Genomic DNA, 17,253 nt, shown 5'->3' on the forward strand with positions numbered 1-17,253 from the left:
TTTAAACAAATTCTATGGATTCTACAGTAGCAAATGCTGGTACAGAAGAAAAAACTTGGGGAGGCGGAAACCAACCGCTAAAAGCAAGTTATGGAAAGATGATGATGTGGTTCTTCATTGTATCAGATGCATTAACATTTTCAGGTTTCTTAGCCGCTTATGGTTTTTCTAGGTTCAAGTTTATAAAAGAATGGCCAATTGCAGATGAAGTGTTTACTCACGTGCCATTTTTACATGGTCAAGAGTTACCGATGATTTATGTAGCGTTCATGACGTTTATTCTTATCATGTCTTCTGTAACTATGGTATTGGCCGTAGATGCAGGCCATCACATGAACAAAGCCAAGGTTACTTTATACATGTTTTTAACCATCATTGGTGGTGCTATATTCGTTGGGTCCCAAGCTTGGGAATGGGCTACATTTATTCAAGGAGATTATGGTGCTGTACAAACAAAAGGTGGTAATATTTTACAATTTGGTGAATATGTCAATGTAGATGGTGAAGAAAAATTTAAGCGCATATCAATAGATGAATTTGCGGTGCCAATAGCTGATGTACGTGTAGAGCACGAGAGAAAGAATGGCTTATGGTTTAGAGAAGAAGCAAGTTTGCCTCCATATACCGTAAATGAAATCTACACAGGTTTGGCTGCCAATGATAACATTTTGGTAAGAACGCAAATTATAAATGAAGAAGGAGAAAAAACTGTACTCTCTAGAGAAGAATCTCTAAGGCAAATTAAAGACAATGGAAAGCTGGTTGTAAAAGGAGCAAACCTTCACGTTAATGAATACGGAACAGCATTGTTTGCAGATTTCTTTTTCTTTATTACAGGATTTCACGGATTCCACGTATTTTCTGGTGTAGTAATAAACATTATCATATTCTTTAATGTTATTCTGGGAACTTACGAAAGACGAGGCAGCTACGAAATGGTAGAAAAAGTTGGACTGTATTGGCACTTTGTCGATTTGGTTTGGGTATTTGTATTTACATTCTTCTACTTAGTATAAAAGCAATTTAAGATTCAGTTATGGCACACGAACATAAATTAGAAATATTTAGAGGACTTTGGAAATTTAAGTCTAATACTCAAAAAATTTGGGGCGTTTTGGCCTTTTTAACTTTAGTTACTGCAGTTGAGGTTATACTTGGTATATATAAGCCAGAAGGTCTTATGGAGCCTTGGATGACGCCTTTTGAAGGTGGTTTCTTTGCAACGCTTATGAATATTATTTTTTCAGCGTTTATATATATGAAGCCTTTAAATTTAATCTTCATCATATTAACCATTGTTAAAGCGTACTATATTACTTGGGATTTTATGCACATGCGAGATGAAACCAAAGCATTGAGACGTATGGTAGTTTGGACAGGTGTTTTCCTTATCTGTTATTTAATTTTCATCCTTTTGCAAGAAGGAGGCTACGTTTTTGAGGTATACAATGCTGAAGATGCTATTATTAAAAGAGATTTTTAAATTCACAATAGAAGCTAGCACCGAGCTTGTCGAAGTGTTAAATAAGATATTAAAAGGTGGTTTTTCTAAACCACCTTTTTTATTTTTGCATTCCAAATATTTGTTATCTCATATAACATATGAAAGTTAATAAAACCAAACGTTACGTAGTTCTAAGTATCCTGTTTTTTTTGCCAGTAGCGTTTTTATTGATGCTATACCCGTCAACGCATAATTATGACCCATTAGAGGTCGTGAATAGAGATGTAAAAGAGATTTCAATTTCCGAAGATATAAAACTGCAAGACCATATTACAGTTTTGGCTTTTTTTGGAAAGAATCCAATGAACAATAGTACTTCGGCATTAAACCTTAAAGAATTGGTATATGATAAATTTAAGGGCTTTAAAAAATTTCAGATTGTTGTAGTAGCACCAATAGGATCTGAAGGTAATTATTCCGAATTAAAAAAAGAAGTTGCTCGGTACGAAGACCTTAGGTTTTGGCATTATATATTCCGTACAGAAGAAGATATCAAAACAATTTATAAAAGCTTAAAGGCTCACACAAATCTAGACGCAGATTTAGCAACGAATAATGTCTTTATTATAGACAAAGATAAAAACCAGCGTGGACGATTAGATGATAGAGAGGATAATGAAAAAGAGCAAAATAAACCAGTACGTCAGTTATATGCCTACAATTGTATTGAAGTTGCAGAAATAAAGAATAAAATGAGTGACGATATGCGCATTTTATTTACGGAATACCGTCAAAAACGTAAAGGTGAGTTCGACTCTAATAAAAGGCGCGAAAAAGAATTAAAAAATGAGTAAAAAAACTAACTATTCTTACGTAGGTATTGCATTTATCTTGTTGGTATTCGGAATTATTTTTATTCCAAAAATTATTGACAGAATTAATGCAGATGATTTTACAAGAGATGAAAGCCGAAGTGAAGAAGTATCTGCGTTAAATAAGGATGCTAAAAGTGATTTGGCCTACCTTGAAATTGATAAAAAGCCTAAAAAAGTACCAGTGTTTAGTTTTACTAATCAAGATGGGAAAACGATAACCAATGCCGATTATTTAGGAAAGGTTTATGTGGTAGAATTTTTCTTCACTACTTGCCCTACTATTTGTCCAATTATGAATCGTAATTTGGTTGAGGTACAAGATCATTTCAAAAATTTTGAAAATTTTGGAGTAGCATCGTTTACGATCAACCCAGAAATAGATACGCCAGAGGTGTTAAAAAGGTATGCCCAAAACTATGGTATTACAAACCCAAATTGGCACTTAATGACAGGAGATGAAACCGACATCTACAAATTAGCAAACGAAGGCTTTAATCTCTACACTTCAAAAGATGAAACCGTAGAAGGTGGCTTCGAGCATTCTGGTAATTTTGCCCTCATAGATAAGGAAGGCTTTATCCGTTCTCGTAAAGATGAATTTGGTAATCCAATTATATTTTATAACGGATTAATTGCCGAGGCAGATGGTGAAGACGAAGATGGTATTCCGCAGGAGATTACAATATTAAAAGAAGATATATCCAAACTATTAAAGGAGTAAATTTGTCACTCAAAATTTTGATGCTTATTGTAATTGAAACGAAGGTAAAGAATCAAAAAACATTATGAATTCAATAGATATAGAAAAAGAAAAAAAATATAATAAGTGGATTGTGGCACTGTCAATTATAATTCCATTGGCAGTGGCAGCATTGTTTAGTGTTAATTTAAAACGCTTAGGATTCGATATAGAGCCACTAAGTTTTTTACCACCGATTTATGCATCTGTAAATGCACTTACTGCAATAGTATTAGTAATCGCTGTTGTAATGATTAAAAAAGGAAATAGAAAATTGCACGAAAAACTCATGAAGTTTGCTATATGTCTTTCAGTGTCATTTCTAGTAATGTATGTCGCCTATCATATGACAAGTGATTCCACTAAGTTTGGTGGAGAAGGTATGGTAAAGTATATATACTATTTTATTCTAATCACGCATATTTTATTATCTATTGTCATTATTCCTTTTGTTTTAATTACGTATGTCAGGGCTATTACCAATAATATTGAGCGCCATAAAAAAATAGCAAAAATTACATTTCCACTATGGCTTTATGTCGCTGTAACAGGAGTTGTAGTTTATCTAATGATTTCACCATATTATACATAACATGAAAAAGAAAGTTGTCTTTTCTCTTTTTTCTTTTCTCTTTTTTCTTCAAACAAAAGCGCAATGTGCTATGTGCAGGGCAGTTTTAGAAAGTGGTGAAGATCAATCTGCTGCAGAGGGTATTAATGATGGTATTATGTTTCTAATGGCTGTACCATATATTTTGGTAGCGGTAATTGGCTATATTGTTTACAGAACTTACAATAATTCTCAAAAGTCTAAAAATATAGACAAAACACTGTAACATTTTCTTATTTAATCAGTCTTAATCATTAAGAGTTTACAATTAATTCTTAACAGTTTGTTGGCATAAAAGCCATACGGATTTGCTTAAAATTGTACTCTTTAACCACCCAGTCTATGATCCAGATTAAGAATTTACACAAATCTTATCACATGGGAAGCAATTCGCTTCATGTTCTTAAAGGCATTAATTTTGATGTTAAAGCAGGGGAACTGGTATCCATTATGGGCTCATCAGGCTCAGGTAAATCTACATTATTAAATATCTTGGGTATGTTGGATGAAGCGGATAAAGGAGAATACATTCTCGATAATGTGCCAATTAAAAACCTCAATGAAAAAATAGCGGCTAAGTATAGAAATGAGTTTCTTGGGTTTATCTTTCAATCTTTCAACCTTATCAACTACAAAAGTGCTTTAGACAACGTATCTATGCCATTGTACTACAAAGGCGTAAAGCGAAAAGAACGAACCGATAGAGCCATGCACTACTTAGAAAAAGTAGGTTTGGCTGAGTGGTCGCATCACCTACCTAGTGAATTATCTGGTGGGCAAAAGCAGCGTGTTGCCATTGCTAGAGCTTTGGCAAGTGATCCAAAAGTGTTATTGGCAGACGAACCAACAGGAGCTTTGGACACCAAAACATCTTATGAGGTTATGGAATTAATTCAAGGCATTAATGACGAAGGAAAAACGATTCTGGTTGTTACCCACGAGCACGACATTGCGCAAATGACCAAACGAATCGTTAACTTAAAGGATGGTGTTATTATCGATGATAGTAAAGTAGAACAAGTTAGAGCATCACAACATGTTTGATATAGAGCGTTGGCAAGAAATATTCGAAACTTTACGCAAAAACAAATTGCGAACCTTCCTTACGGGACTTTCTGTGTTTATTGGCATATTCATATTGGTTATGCTCTTAGGGTTTAGTACAGGTATCTCAAATGGTGTAAGATCTCAGTTCGAACAAGACGCTACTAATAGAATTTCTGTATGGACGGGAGTTACTACAAAAGGTTATAAAGGTTTAAATCCAGGACGTTATGTTCAATTAAAGAACTCTAGTTTTGAAGCTGTTCAAAATAAATACGATGACTTACTGGAATATCGCACTAAAGATTATATGATATGGGGCGGAACAGTAACCTATAAAAATGAAACAGGAAACTTTCGTATCCGTGGCACTTTGCCAGATAACCAGTTTATCGAAAACGCAGATATAGGATCTGGTCGTTTTGTGAGTCAATCTGATTTACAAAACAATAAAAAAGTTGCTGTGATTGGTAATAAAATGAAGAAAGACCTTTTTAAAGATGAAGATCCAATAGATAAGAACATTCAAATCTTTGGGATGAACTTTAAGGTTATTGGTGTTTTTTACGATCCTGGAGGGGATAGGGAGGAAAGCCAAGTTTATATTCCTGTTACTACTGCCCAACAAGTTTTTAATGCGGGCGATAACATTAGAAACATGGCATTTACCGTAAAAATGGCAAATAACTTTGATCAGGCTGTAGCTCAATCTACCGCAATTGCAGAAGGTATAGAAGCTCAAATTAAAGAAATACATACCGTTGCACCAGACGACCAAAGTGCTGTTAGAGTAAATAACACACTAGAAGAAGCGAAAAAAATATATTCCCTAATAGCGACAATCCAAGCCGTATTTTGGTTTGTAGGAATAGGAACTATCATCGCAGGCATTGTTGGTGTAGGTAACATTATGCTTATTGTTGTTAAAGAACGAACCAAGGAAATAGGAATAAGAAAAGCTTTGGGTGCATTACCAATGTCTATCGTTGGGATGATATTACAGGAAGCTGTTTTTGTAACAATGTTTGCCGGATTATTTGGGTTGATTTTTGGCTTAGGTTTGCTAGAGCTTGTTGGGCCTCAAATTGAAAGTGACTTCATAAAATACCCTCAAGTGAATTTTAATATCGCATTAACAACAGTGTTTTTATTAGTTATTGCAGGTGCATTGGCAGGATTTATTCCAGCTTACAGAGCCGCAAAAATTAAACCTATTGTAGCCCTAAGAGACGAATAAATGTTTAGTAAAGACCGTTGGAGCGAAATATTAGAAGCCTTAAATGCTAACAGGTTTAGAACCTTGTTAACGGCATTTGGTGTGTTTTGGGGAATAACCATTTTAGTTCTTTTGTTGGCATTGACCAATGGGTTAAAAAATGGTGTAACCGCAGATTTTGGCAATTTTGCTACTAACTCTATGTTTATGTGGACGCAAGGCACATCTAAACCCTATAAGGGATTGCCCAAAGGACGACGATTTAATTACAAAATTGAAGATGTTGCAGCCATTAAATCAGAAATTCCCAATTTAAAATATGTATCACCGAGAAATCAATTAGGAGGTTTTAGAGGTGCCAATAATGTAATCAGAGGCACAAAAACAGGTGCTTTTGAGATATATGGAGACTATCCAGAATATATAAATCAACAGCCTATGGATATTCTTCAAGGGCGTTTTTTGAGTTATTCAGATATAAATACCAAGCGAAAAATATGTGTCATTGGTACTGGTGTCGTAAAAGGTCTGTACGATAAAGGAGAAGAGGTTTTAGGTACATACATAAAGATAAATGGTGTTAATTTTTTAGTTGTCGGAACTTTTAAGATGAGCAATAGTCAAGGTGACGATGAGCAAGATGCCAGTACAATTTATATTCCTTTTACCACATTTGGTCAGGCGTTTAACAGAGGAGAAAATGTGGGTTGGATGGCCATAACCGCAGAAGATAATGTGCCAATCACTACGATTAAGCAACAGGTTTTCGATTTAATGAAATCAAGGCACAAAGTTCACCCAGAAGATGATAGAGCTATTGGTCACTTTGACTTAGCAGAACAATTTGGTCGCATTAGTGGCTTATTCTCAATATTAACTTTGGTGGGTTATTTTGTCGGGGCTTTGGTTTTAATTTCTGGTATTATTGGGATTAATAATATCATGCTCATTGTAGTAAAAGAACGCACAAAGGAAATCGGTGTTAGGAGAGCTTTGGGCGCTACGCCTTGGATGATAAAAGGCCAAATTCTTCAAGAGAGTTTGGTACTTACTATTTTATCTGGCATGTTGGGCGTATCATTTGCTGCCCTAGTCATCTGGATTATGAATTCTATTTTAGACAATGCAGGTGAGGTAGAAAATTTCGCAAACCCAAGTGTAAGTATGCAGGTTGTGTTTACAGCCTTAATCATATTAGTTGTTTCAGGTTTATTAGCGGGGTTAATACCTGCAAATAGAGCTACAAAGATGAAACCTGTAGACGCATTAAGAGTAGAATAAAATTATAATTATATAGACGAATGAAAAGAACAAAAACTGTAATCGCCTTAGTAGCCATAGTCATTGCTTTTGGTGTAGCCTTGTTTTATTTATGGAAAAAAAATCAGGAAGATCCTGTAACGTATACTTCAGAAAGTGCTACCGAGAAAACGATAGTTGTTAAAACTGTCGCTACTGGAAGTATTGTGCCAAAGGAAGAGGTTCTAATAAAACCTAATATTTCTGGTGTGGTAGAAGAAGTTTATGTTGAAGCTGGCGAATATGTGAAGCAAGGGGATTTAATAGCACAGATTAAGGTCATACCTAATGTTTCAAACTTAACCAGCGCAAAAAATAATATAGCTTCAAACAGAACAGCTTTGCAGACTGCAGAAATTAACTATAAGACACAAAAGGCAATATACGACCGCCAAAAAGAATTGTTTGATAAAGGTGTCATTGCTGCCAATGAGTTCGATCAGGTAAACAACACCTATTTACAAGCTAAGCAACAGGTAGAGCAAGCTAGAATTAGTGTGACTCAGGCAAGGCAAAACTATGATATCATTAAAACAGGAACAACATCTGGTTTAGGTAATATTGCCCAAACCCAAGTGAGAGCAACAGTTTCGGGCATGGTATTAGATGTGCCGGTAAAAGCAGGAAATCAAGTCATTGAAGCCAATAACTTTAATGAGGGCACATCAATTGCATCTTTGGCAGATGTTAAAAAAATGATTTTTGAAGGAAAGGTAGATGAGAGCGAAGTCGGAAAAATAAAAGAAGGATTACCGTTAGAGATTACCGTTGGAGCCATTGAGAACGAAAAATTTGATGCGGTTTTAGATTATATTGCGCCTAAAGGTGTTGCTGAGAATGGTGCAATCCAGTTTGAAATTAAAGGAACACTAAAAAAGATAGATTCTACATTTATAAGAGCTGGACTAAGTGCCAATGCATCCATTATTTTAGATAAGGCCGAAAAGGTTTTGGCAATAAAAGAAGCTTTGGTTCAGTACGACAAGGAGACCAAAAAACCTTTTGTGGAGATTGAAGTTGGTGACCAGAAATATGAAAAAAAGGACGTGGAATTAGGAATTAGTGATGGTATTTTTGTAGAAGTAAAAAGTGGTATTTCAAAAGACGATAAAATAAAAGTTTGGAATCAGGTACAAGGTGTGCCAAAATACGCACAACAATAATTTTAACATTTAGTGTAACACATTAAGATTTGTTTAGACATATAGACATCATGAAAAAATCAATCATAGTAATAGTATTCCTTTTGGGAATATTTGCTCAAGCTCAAAATAAAAAATGGACATTAAAAGAGTGTGTGCAATACGCTTTAGAGAATAATATATCTGTAAAGCAAAGCGAACTGGATTTAGAATTGGCTGAGGTTGAAAAACTAACGGCAAAAGGCAACTTTATACCAAGCCTTAGTGCAGGTGCAGGGGTTTCAGAAAATACGGGTTTGAGTTTTAATCCTGTAACCAATAATGCACAAACAACAACGTTCCTTTCCGCATCGGGAAGTATCAATGTAGGTTATACTCTTTTTGATGGTTTAAGAAATATAAGACAACTACAGCGCGCAGATATATCAAAGCTTTCTAGTCAATATCGTTTAGATAAAATGAAAGATGACATTTCATTATTTGTGGCTAATGGGTATTTAACGGTTATTTTAAACAAAGCAAATTTAGAAGTTTTAAGATCACAAAATGAAGTCACAAAAGAGCAAATTGAGAGAACACAAGAGTTGGTGGATGCAGGTTCCTTACCTAGAGGAGATTTGCTCGAAATAAAAGCTACGGACGCAAGTGAGCAACAACAGATTATCAATGCAGAGAATAATGTTCAAATATCGCTGATAAGTCTTGCGCAATTATTATTGATTAAAGACTATGAGAATTTTGACATCGAAGACGAAGGCTATAATATTGTCGACGATGGTGTTTCGAACAGGGATGTTTCGGATATTATTGATGCTGCCAAAGCCAACAGATCCGAAATCAAAATAGCAGAACAAAATGTAGAACTGGCCGAAATGGATTTAAAAATTGCCAAAGGGGTCAACTGGCCAACTTTATCAGCATTTTTTGGATATAATACCAGATATGCAGATACACCGAGTTTTACCCAGCAAATAGACCCTGATAACCCTACAGTTACAGAGCAAATTGGTACTGTTCAGGGAACTGGCCAAGCTGTTATTGGGACGTTTCCAAATACATTCCCAGTAGAAGTGGCAGCAGATCCTTTTATAGATCAATTATATCAAAATGATGGAATTGGTTATGGATTGCAATTAAACATTCCTATATTAAACGGATTCAATACAAGAGGTAATGTTCAAAGAAACAAAGTGAGTTTAGAGCGTGCCAAATTTGAACTAGAACAAGCTGAGTTAGATTTAGAATCTACAGTATACCAAGCTTATGTTGATGCTAAAGGAGCTCTAAAATCTTATGAAGCTGCACAGGTTGCTTTAGAATCTCAAGAATTGGCTTATGATTATGCAAAAGAGCGTTACGATGTCGGTTTAACCAATGCATTCGACTTCAGTCAGTCTAAACTAAGGTTTGATAATGCGAGAATTGAATTAAATAGATCAAAATACGATTATATATTTAAATTAAAAGTCCTCGAGTTATATTTTGGAATTCCTGCAACTGAATTAAAGTTTTAATTATGAGCAAAACAGTAAAAATTATTATCGGAATCGTCGTTCTTGTACTCATTATGTTGGTGGCAGGGTCTAAAATGGGATGGTTTGGTAAGAAGGGAAATTTTAAAGAGGTCACTGTAAAGGAAGTGGCGCTATACGATATCGTTGAAACGGTTTCTGCAACTGGTAAAATTCAACCAGAAGTTGAAGTGAAAATATCTTCTGAAGTTTCTGGGGAAATTTTAGAATTACCGTTTAAAGAGGGACAAGAAGTTAAAAAAGGAGATTTATTGGTAAGAGTAAATCCAGATTTAATTCAGTCTGCTGTAAGCAGGTCCCAAGCATCATATCAAAACGTAAGAGCTGGTCTAGAACAAGCTGAGGCTAATTTAAAGCAAGCCAAGGCAGACTACGATAGAAGTAAAACGTTATTTGATAGAGGAGTGATTTCTAAAGCCGATTGGGACAGAGCTATAGCTACTTACGAAACAGCTAAAGCCAATAAAAGTGCAGCCTATTATAGTGTGCAAAGTGCGGCTGCAACAGTTAATGAAGCCAAAGACAATTTAACCAGAACCACTATCTATGCACCAATGAGCGGAACCATTTCCATGCTCAATGTAGAATTAGGTGAACGTGTCGTTGGTACGCAGCAAATGGCAGGTACAGAAATCCTTCGTGTAGCCAACCTTAACAATATGGAAGTTGAGGTCGATGTTAACGAAAATGATATTGTAAAAGTAAGTATTGGTGATTCTACAATTGTTGAAGTCGATGCGTATTTGAAGAAAGAATTTAAGGGCATTGTTACTGAAATTGCAAACTCAGCTGCTGATAATTTAGCAGCGGACCAAGTGACCAATTTCAAAGTAAAGGTCAGAATCCTCGAAGAATCTTATAAAGATCTAACGGAAGGAAAACCAGAAACCTATTCGCCATTTAGACCTGGTATGACAGCAACTGTAGATATTATTACAAAAAAACGAAAAGACGCTATTGCAGTACCTATTAGTGCCATAGTTATAAAGACAGATACGAGCTCTTCAAAAAAACCTTTTGAAAAAATATCTAATGTTGAAGGTGACAATGAACCAAAAGAGGAAGAGAAATTTGAATGTGTATTCGTCAACGACGGTGGAAAAGCAAAGCTAAAAGTTGTTGAAACTGGAATTCAAGATGATACCTACATTGAAATAGTTTCGGGATTAAATGAAGCAGATGAAATTATAACAGGACCTTATAATACAGTATCCAAAACATTGAACCCAGGCGATCTTCTCGAAGTAACCAATAAAAAGGAAAAACCTTCTGAAGAAAAAGAAGGAGAATAACTAAACACTTAAATTGTTAATGGCCTTAGTGCTAAATATAGAAACAGCAACTACTAATTGTTCAGTCTCTCTATCAAAAGATGGAGAGACTTTAGTTTTAAAAGAAGACCACACTGCAGGATATTCACATGCCGAAACATTACATGTATTTATTGATAAAGTTTTTAAGACAGCAGGAATTGAGCCATCAAAAATTGATGCTGTTGCAGTAAGCAAAGGACCAGGGTCCTACACAGGTTTGCGAATAGGCGTATCATCGGCTAAAGGCCTCTGTTTTGCATTAAACAAACCTTTAATTGCCATTAGTACTTTAGAGAGCTTAGCGCATCAAGTAAATATCGATAATGGTTTTATAGTTGCTATGTTAGATGCACGTCGTATGGAAGTGTATTCTGTGATATATAATTCTAACCACGAATTACAAAGAGGTATTGAAGCAGAAGTATTGACGGAAGAAAGTTATGCCAATATCTTAAGCGAAAAAAAGATTTATTTTATAGGTAATGGTGTCGAAAAAACTAAAAATCTTATCAAACACCCCAATGCCATTTTTATTGATGAGAAATTACCTTCGGCCAATGAAATGTCAGCACTGGCGGAGTTAAAGTATAAAAAAAGCGACACCGAAGATGTCGCTTATTTTGAGCCTTATTATTTAAAAGACTTTATAGCACTTAAAAAGAAAAATTAACCCTTCTTTTGTATCTCAACAGCATGTGGGTATGGTATTTCAATACCTGCAGCATCTAAAGCTATTTTAACATTTTCAGTCACATCAAAGTAAACATTCCAATAATCATCAACATTACACCAAGGTCTTACCGCAAAGTTTACTGAGCTATCGGCTAGTTTCAATACGGTTACTGCTGGCGCTGGATCTTTTAATACTTTTGGGTGCGATGTTAAAACATTCATAAGTATGTCTTTAGTTTGTTTTATATCTGCATCGTAACTAACACCATAAACTAAATCTACACGTCGTGTACCTTCAGTAGTATAGTTAATGATGTTTCCGTTAGAAAGTGCACCGTTTGGAATAATAATTTCCTTATTGGATAAACCTGTTAGCTTGGTAGTGAAAATTTCAATTTCCTTTACAACACCAAGCTCGCCTTGTGCTTCTATAAGGTCACCAATTTTAAACGGTTTAAAAATCATAATCAAAACACCGCCTGCGAAGTTACCCAAAGAGCCTTGCAGCGCAAGACCAATTGCTAAACCAGCAGCAGCAATGATGGCTGCAAATGATGTGGTCTCTACACCCATAGTGCCCAATACTACGATGATAAGTACAACTTTTAAAATCCACTTAGAAAGATTTGTTAGAAACTTCTTAAGACTTTCTTCGTAATCACCTTTATTTAGGACCCGTCTAAGTCCCTTTAGCATCAATTTAATAATCCAGCTACCGATAATCCATATCAGGATAGCCAAAAGTATTTTAGGTCCAAACTCGAAAATTAAGTTATAACCTGCATCAATCCATTTTTGTGTGTCCATGTTGGTTTAATTAGTTTTTGATAAAAAACTCAGCTTATTAAAACCGAGTGAAGTAGAATTCTAGATTTATTTGACTTCAAACGTCAACTTTAAATTAACTCTAAATTCAGTAACGCTATCTCCATTTACAATTGCACTTTGCTCTTGGACATAAACAGAACGTATGTTCTTTACAGTTTTAGAGGCCTCTTTTACTGCCTTTTTTGTTGCATCTTCCCAGCTTTTATCTGAGTTGGATAATACTTCAATTACTTTTAATACTGCCATAATATTATGCTTTAATTGGGTTATACTTACAGGAAACATAAGTGTTAAAAACGCACTTAAAAATAATGAAAATTAACCATTAATTGCATTAACGCTTATGGCATTATCATTAAGCATTTCTTTTAGCATATTTTCAATACCATTTTTTAAGGTAAATGTTGATGACGGACAACCACTGCAAGCTCCTTGTAGTAGTACTTCGACCTTTTTTGTTTGTGCATCATATGATCTAAATTCTATATTACCACCATCACTAGCAACGGCAGGTTTAATATACTCTTCGAGAATATTTACAATATTTTTGGAAGTGTCGTCTAAGGCTTCAAATTTTTGCTCAATAGCTTCTTCTGTTTTGTTAAGTTGCTTTGGAGCATCGTCATTTAAAATAGTTTTACCATCTTCAACATAAGATTTAATAAATTCGCGTAACTGAAGCGTAATTTCCTCCCATTCTATGATATCAAATTTTGTTATAGAAATAAAATTCTTTTCCATAAAAACATTTTTCACAAAGGGGAATTGAAATAATGCTGTTGCAAGTGGTGAAGGTTTAGCTTCTTCTATTGAAGTAAACTCATATAGATTAGGTACAAGCACTTTATTGCAAACAAACTTTAAAACACTAGGATTTGGTGTGCTTTCTGCATATACTGTAACTGCTGCTTTGGGTTTTATGGCATCTTCCGTAACAACGACACCATTGTTGGATAAGTAATCCTCTATTTGTTTAGCCACTTCATTTTTTACATCATCCCATTCAACAATATTATAGCGTTCTATTGCTACAAAGTTAGAGGCAATATATACTTTTTTAACAAAGGGTAAGTAAAACAACTGTTGTGCTAAAGGAGAATGTTTAGCGTCGTCTATATTGTTAAATTCAAAACTATTGTGATTGGTTAAAAACCGATCGGCTTCAAATTTTAATATACTTTCGTTAGAAGTAGCAACTATAGAAATTTTGGTCTTCGACATCTTTTTTTTGCAAAAATATGAAATATCAATTTGAAACGTTTAACCTTAGAATGTGTTTTGCAACTAAAATCTTAAACAATTTCATATAATTTGATTAAATTTCGTCCTCATTTAAAATAATTGATTGAAGTGCTAAGATAGGTTAAGCGTTTTATGATAGTTTAAATGACATATAACTAACTGAAAAAGAGAAGTTTAATAAGTGTGTTGATGTGGTTTTTTAGGCCAACTCTCTTTTGAAAAATGGTTACTAATGAAAAAAACACTTTATTTTATTGCTTTAATTGTATCCTCTTTAGGGTTTGCTCAAGATGTTTCAATGCAAAACGGTACATTTAATAGATGTGCTCCAGATAAATTCTTTGATTCAGGTGGCGAATTCGGTAATTATGGTAATGATGAAAATTTAGTTACTACTATATGTCCTCAAAATGCAGGTGAGTTTATAATAATAGATTTTATTCAGTTTACAACACAGCTTGGAACCCAACCAGATGTATTAAACATATACGACGGAGATGATATTACAGCAAATTTAATTGGTAGTTATCAAGGAACTAATAATCCAGATACGGTTTCAGCTTCATCAATAAATACGTCGGGCTGCTTAACATTTGAGTTTATTTCAAGCGACAGTGGAAGCACTGGTGGTTGGGAAGCTGATATATTATGTGCTACTGCATGTCAAACTATTACAGCTTCTATAGATGGTACAACGCCTGCGCCCAATGGTTCTGGTGTTATTGGCATACTGCCAGGGGAAACTGTAGATTTTTCTGGAAGCGCAACATTTTCTGTAGACGGTACTAATGCTATTTATAGTTGGACTTTTGGTGATGGGAATACAGCCACGGGTACTGATGTCTCCAATACCTTTGCTACAGCAGGTACTTATACTGTAACTTTGACAGTAACAGATGATAATCCTCAAGGTTGTTCAGATTCAGAAACCGTCACAGTTTTTGTATTAGGACCCAATGTTGTGGTCGAACAAGATACTTTTACCCCTGAAGAGTTAATTGAAGATGTGTTAGTTAATAGCCCTTGTGCTACAGTATCTAATATCATCTCTTCAACTGGGTCGGATTTTAGTCCCACAGAGCCTAATGGTATTGGTTATTTTTTTAGTAACGGAGTCGATTTTCCTTTTGAAGATGGGTTATTGTTAACCTCTGGTGATGCAAGTGAAGCAGGTGGTCCCAACACTGGATTATTAGGTGAGGGAACCAATGCTTGGCCAGGTGATTTAGAGTTAGATGCACAAATACCAGGTGTAGATTCCAATAACGCTACGTTTATTCAATTTGATTTTACCCCATTGGCAAATACAATTAGTTTTGATTTTCTCATGGCATCCGAAGAATACGATATGGGTGGTTTTGAATGTACGTTTTCTGATGCATTTGCATTTTTGCTTACAGATTCTAGTGGCGTCACAACTAATCTAGCGGTATTGCCTGGTACTAATACGCCAATATTAGTTACAAATATACATCCAGATAACGGTGCCTCTTGTGGTGCAGCAAATCCTCAATATTTTGGTGCTTATACACCAAATAATGGGCCTCCAATAGCTTTTGACGGTAGAACAGTGGTATTCACAGCGCAATCTGCAGTAGTTCCTGGTGAAAACTACACGATTAAATTAGTTATAGCTGATGATGGAGATAATAATTATGACTCAGGCGTGTTTTTAAAAGCTGGAAGTTTTGACTTAGGTGGTGATTTAGGTGAAGATATTACTATTGAAGCTGGTACTGCAGAATGTGGAGGGACAGAAATTACTTTGGATACAGGTATAACGACTGCTCAACACACTTGGTTTTATGAAGACACAGTAAATAATCCTGGAGTACTTGTTGAAATTACTGGTGAAATAGGCCCTACTTTAATAGCTACCGAACCAGGTATGTATACGGTTGATATTGTTTTTTCAGGTGTTTGTCAGGCTAGCGACTCTATCCTTATCGAGTTTAAACCTAGTCCAGTTGCAAACCTTGCTCAAGACCTTGTAATATGTGATGCCGATGGTACGGCAGAATTTACCTTATCCGATAATGACGATAATATTTTAGGGTCACAAAATGCTTCAGATTTTATTATCACTTATCATTTATTAGAGCAAGAAGCTATTGATAATGTAGGTGCGCTACCAACTGCTTATACTAATATATCAAATCCTCAAATTATATGGGCGCGCATAGCAGATAATTCTCAAGAATGTTACGCCATTACATCATTTCAGTTAGCATTCTCCGACATAACCATTGATAATTCCATCTCACCTATCAGTTTATGTGATGATGATGTGGCAGATGGGTTCACAAGTTTTAATCTTACAGACCGCAATGCTGAAGTAATAGGGACTAACAATCCTGCTAATGTATTGGTGTCTTATCATTTAACTCTAAATGACGCGGATAACAATGTGTCGCCTTTACCAGAACCTTATACTAATGCAACGGCTGATAATCAAACTGTTTTTGTAAGATTACAAACTGTTAATAGTGCAGATTGCTATGCGACAACCACTTTAGATCTTGAAGTAATTGCAACGCCTACTGCGAACCTTACAACTTCGTTAGAAGCTTGTGACAATAATAATGATGGATTTACAGAGTTTGATTTGAGCCTAAGAGACATAGAAGTAATAGGGACTCAAACAGATGTAACGGTGACATATCATGTTACAGAGAACGATGCTATGATGGATATAGGAGCGTTACCTACATTATATACTAATGCAAATGCTGGAGGCCAGTTAATTTATGTTCGTATTGAAAGTAATTCTGCAGGCTGTTATGATACAACAACATTACAACTTATTGTTAACCCAAGTCCAACAGTTGTTTCTGTCACACCTTATGAACTATGTGATTTCAATAATTCAGGGGACGAACAAGAGTTATTTGACTTAACGACTAAAGATGCAGAAATTTTAAATGGTCAGATAAATGTCTCGGTAACATATTATGAAAATCAGACAGATGCAGATTCTGGCATGAATGCCATTACAGGACTTTATGCTAACACAAGTAATCCACAAACGATAATAGCGGTGTTAACCAATACTAATACAAATTGTAGTTCACAGGTTACATTTGATTTAACAGTCAACCCCCTACCCACGGTAGTATCCCCCACTGTTTTGGAGGTCTGCGACGACGGCGTTCCCGATGGCCTTACGGAGATCGACCTGGGCCTAAAGGACACGGAGATCACGGGGAACAACCCCGGCTATACGGTGAGCTACCACCTGACCCAGCAGGATGCCGATGATAATGTAGCCCCATTGCCGGTTCCCTATACCAACGTCAA

17 protein-coding genes are annotated in these 17,253 nt (G+C 35.4%); 14 read left to right on the top strand and 3 right to left on the bottom strand.

Going from position 1 to position 17,253, the window contains the following annotated elements; all coding sequences use genetic code 11:
* Positions 1-14 precede the first annotated feature (14 nt).
* From KCG49_RS11250 to tsaB, 13 genes are all read left to right on the top strand, one after another.
* Positions 15-1,016 carry a cytochrome c oxidase subunit 3 gene (locus tag KCG49_RS11250; RefSeq protein WP_218546584.1) on the top strand — a complete coding sequence of 334 codons (1,002 nt, stop codon included), beginning with the start codon at positions 15-17 and terminating at the stop codon, positions 1,014-1,016.
* 20 nt (positions 1,017-1,036) lie between these two features.
* Entirely contained in the window at positions 1,037-1,483 is a 447-nt protein-coding gene (locus KCG49_RS11255; protein ID WP_218546586.1) for a cytochrome C oxidase subunit IV family protein, read from the top strand.
* A 119-nt stretch (positions 1,484-1,602) separates the two neighbouring features.
* Positions 1,603-2,298, top strand: a complete 696-nt coding sequence (locus KCG49_RS11260; protein ID WP_218546587.1) for a hypothetical protein — start codon at positions 1,603-1,605, stop codon at positions 2,296-2,298.
* Entirely contained in the window at positions 2,291-3,040 is a 750-nt protein-coding gene (locus KCG49_RS11265) for an SCO family protein (RefSeq protein WP_218546588.1), read from the top strand. Before KCG49_RS11260 ends, KCG49_RS11265 begins: the two co-directional genes overlap by 8 nt.
* Positions 3,041-3,104: 64 nt before the next feature.
* Positions 3,105-3,650 carry a DUF420 domain-containing protein gene (locus KCG49_RS11270; protein WP_218546589.1) on the top strand — a complete coding sequence of 182 codons (546 nt, stop codon included), beginning with the start codon at positions 3,105-3,107 and terminating at the stop codon, positions 3,648-3,650.
* Position 3,651: 1 nt separating this feature from the next.
* A complete protein-coding gene (locus tag KCG49_RS11275; RefSeq protein WP_218546590.1) occupies positions 3,652-3,894 on the top strand; it encodes a hypothetical protein in 243 nt (80 codons plus the stop codon).
* Positions 3,895-4,010: 116 nt separating this feature from the next.
* On the top strand, positions 4,011-4,712 hold the full coding sequence (locus KCG49_RS11280) for an ABC transporter ATP-binding protein (RefSeq protein WP_218546591.1): 702 nt from the start codon (positions 4,011-4,013) through the stop codon (positions 4,710-4,712).
* Positions 4,705-5,949 (top strand): ABC transporter permease, encoded by a 1,245-nt coding sequence (locus tag KCG49_RS11285; RefSeq protein ID WP_218546592.1) that lies wholly within the window; start codon positions 4,705-4,707, stop codon positions 5,947-5,949. Before KCG49_RS11280 ends, KCG49_RS11285 begins: the two co-directional genes overlap by 8 nt.
* Complete coding sequence (locus KCG49_RS11290; protein ID WP_218546593.1) at positions 5,950-7,209, top strand: ABC transporter permease; 1,260 nt, start codon at positions 5,950-5,952, stop codon at positions 7,207-7,209.
* 20 nt (positions 7,210-7,229) lie between these two features.
* Positions 7,230-8,390, top strand: a complete 1,161-nt coding sequence (locus tag KCG49_RS11295; RefSeq protein WP_218546594.1) for an efflux RND transporter periplasmic adaptor subunit — start codon at positions 7,230-7,232, stop codon at positions 8,388-8,390.
* A 50-nt stretch (positions 8,391-8,440) separates the two neighbouring features.
* A complete protein-coding gene (locus tag KCG49_RS11300) occupies positions 8,441-9,883 on the top strand; it encodes a TolC family protein (protein WP_218546595.1) in 1,443 nt (480 codons plus the stop codon).
* A 2-nt stretch (positions 9,884-9,885) separates the two neighbouring features.
* Positions 9,886-11,193, top strand: coding sequence for an efflux RND transporter periplasmic adaptor subunit (locus KCG49_RS11305; RefSeq protein ID WP_218546596.1), 1,308 nt, complete (start codon positions 9,886-9,888; stop codon positions 11,191-11,193).
* A gap of 19 nt (positions 11,194-11,212) precedes the next feature.
* Entirely contained in the window at positions 11,213-11,884 is a 672-nt protein-coding gene (tsaB, locus tag KCG49_RS11310) for a tRNA (adenosine(37)-N6)-threonylcarbamoyltransferase complex dimerization subunit type 1 TsaB (protein WP_218546597.1), read from the top strand.
* Here the strand turns inward: tsaB and KCG49_RS11315 are convergent.
* The 3 genes from KCG49_RS11315 to KCG49_RS11325 all read right to left on the bottom strand — a co-directional run bounded on the left by KCG49_RS11315 (position 11,881) and on the right by KCG49_RS11325 (position 13,935).
* On the bottom strand, positions 11,881-12,693 hold the full coding sequence (locus KCG49_RS11315; protein ID WP_218546599.1) for a mechanosensitive ion channel family protein: 813 nt from the start codon (positions 12,691-12,693) through the stop codon (positions 11,881-11,883). The genes tsaB and KCG49_RS11315 overlap by 4 nt on opposite strands.
* Before the next feature lie 66 nt (positions 12,694-12,759).
* A complete protein-coding gene (locus KCG49_RS11320) occupies positions 12,760-12,960 on the bottom strand; it encodes a dodecin family protein (protein ID WP_218546601.1) in 201 nt (66 codons plus the stop codon).
* 72 nt (positions 12,961-13,032) lie between these two features.
* Entirely contained in the window at positions 13,033-13,935 is a 903-nt protein-coding gene (locus KCG49_RS11325; RefSeq protein ID WP_218546603.1) for a NifU family protein, read from the bottom strand.
* 253 nt (positions 13,936-14,188) lie between these two features.
* Here KCG49_RS11325 and KCG49_RS11330 point away from each other — a divergent pair.
* The coding region (locus KCG49_RS11330; RefSeq protein WP_256259971.1) for an FIDD domain-containing protein at positions 14,189-17,253 on the top strand (3,065 nt) is incomplete at its 3' end.

Origin of the sequence: Winogradskyella luteola, from assembly GCF_019203985.1 — a bacterium.
GTDB lineage: Bacteria > Bacteroidota > Bacteroidia > Flavobacteriales > Flavobacteriaceae > Winogradskyella > Winogradskyella luteola.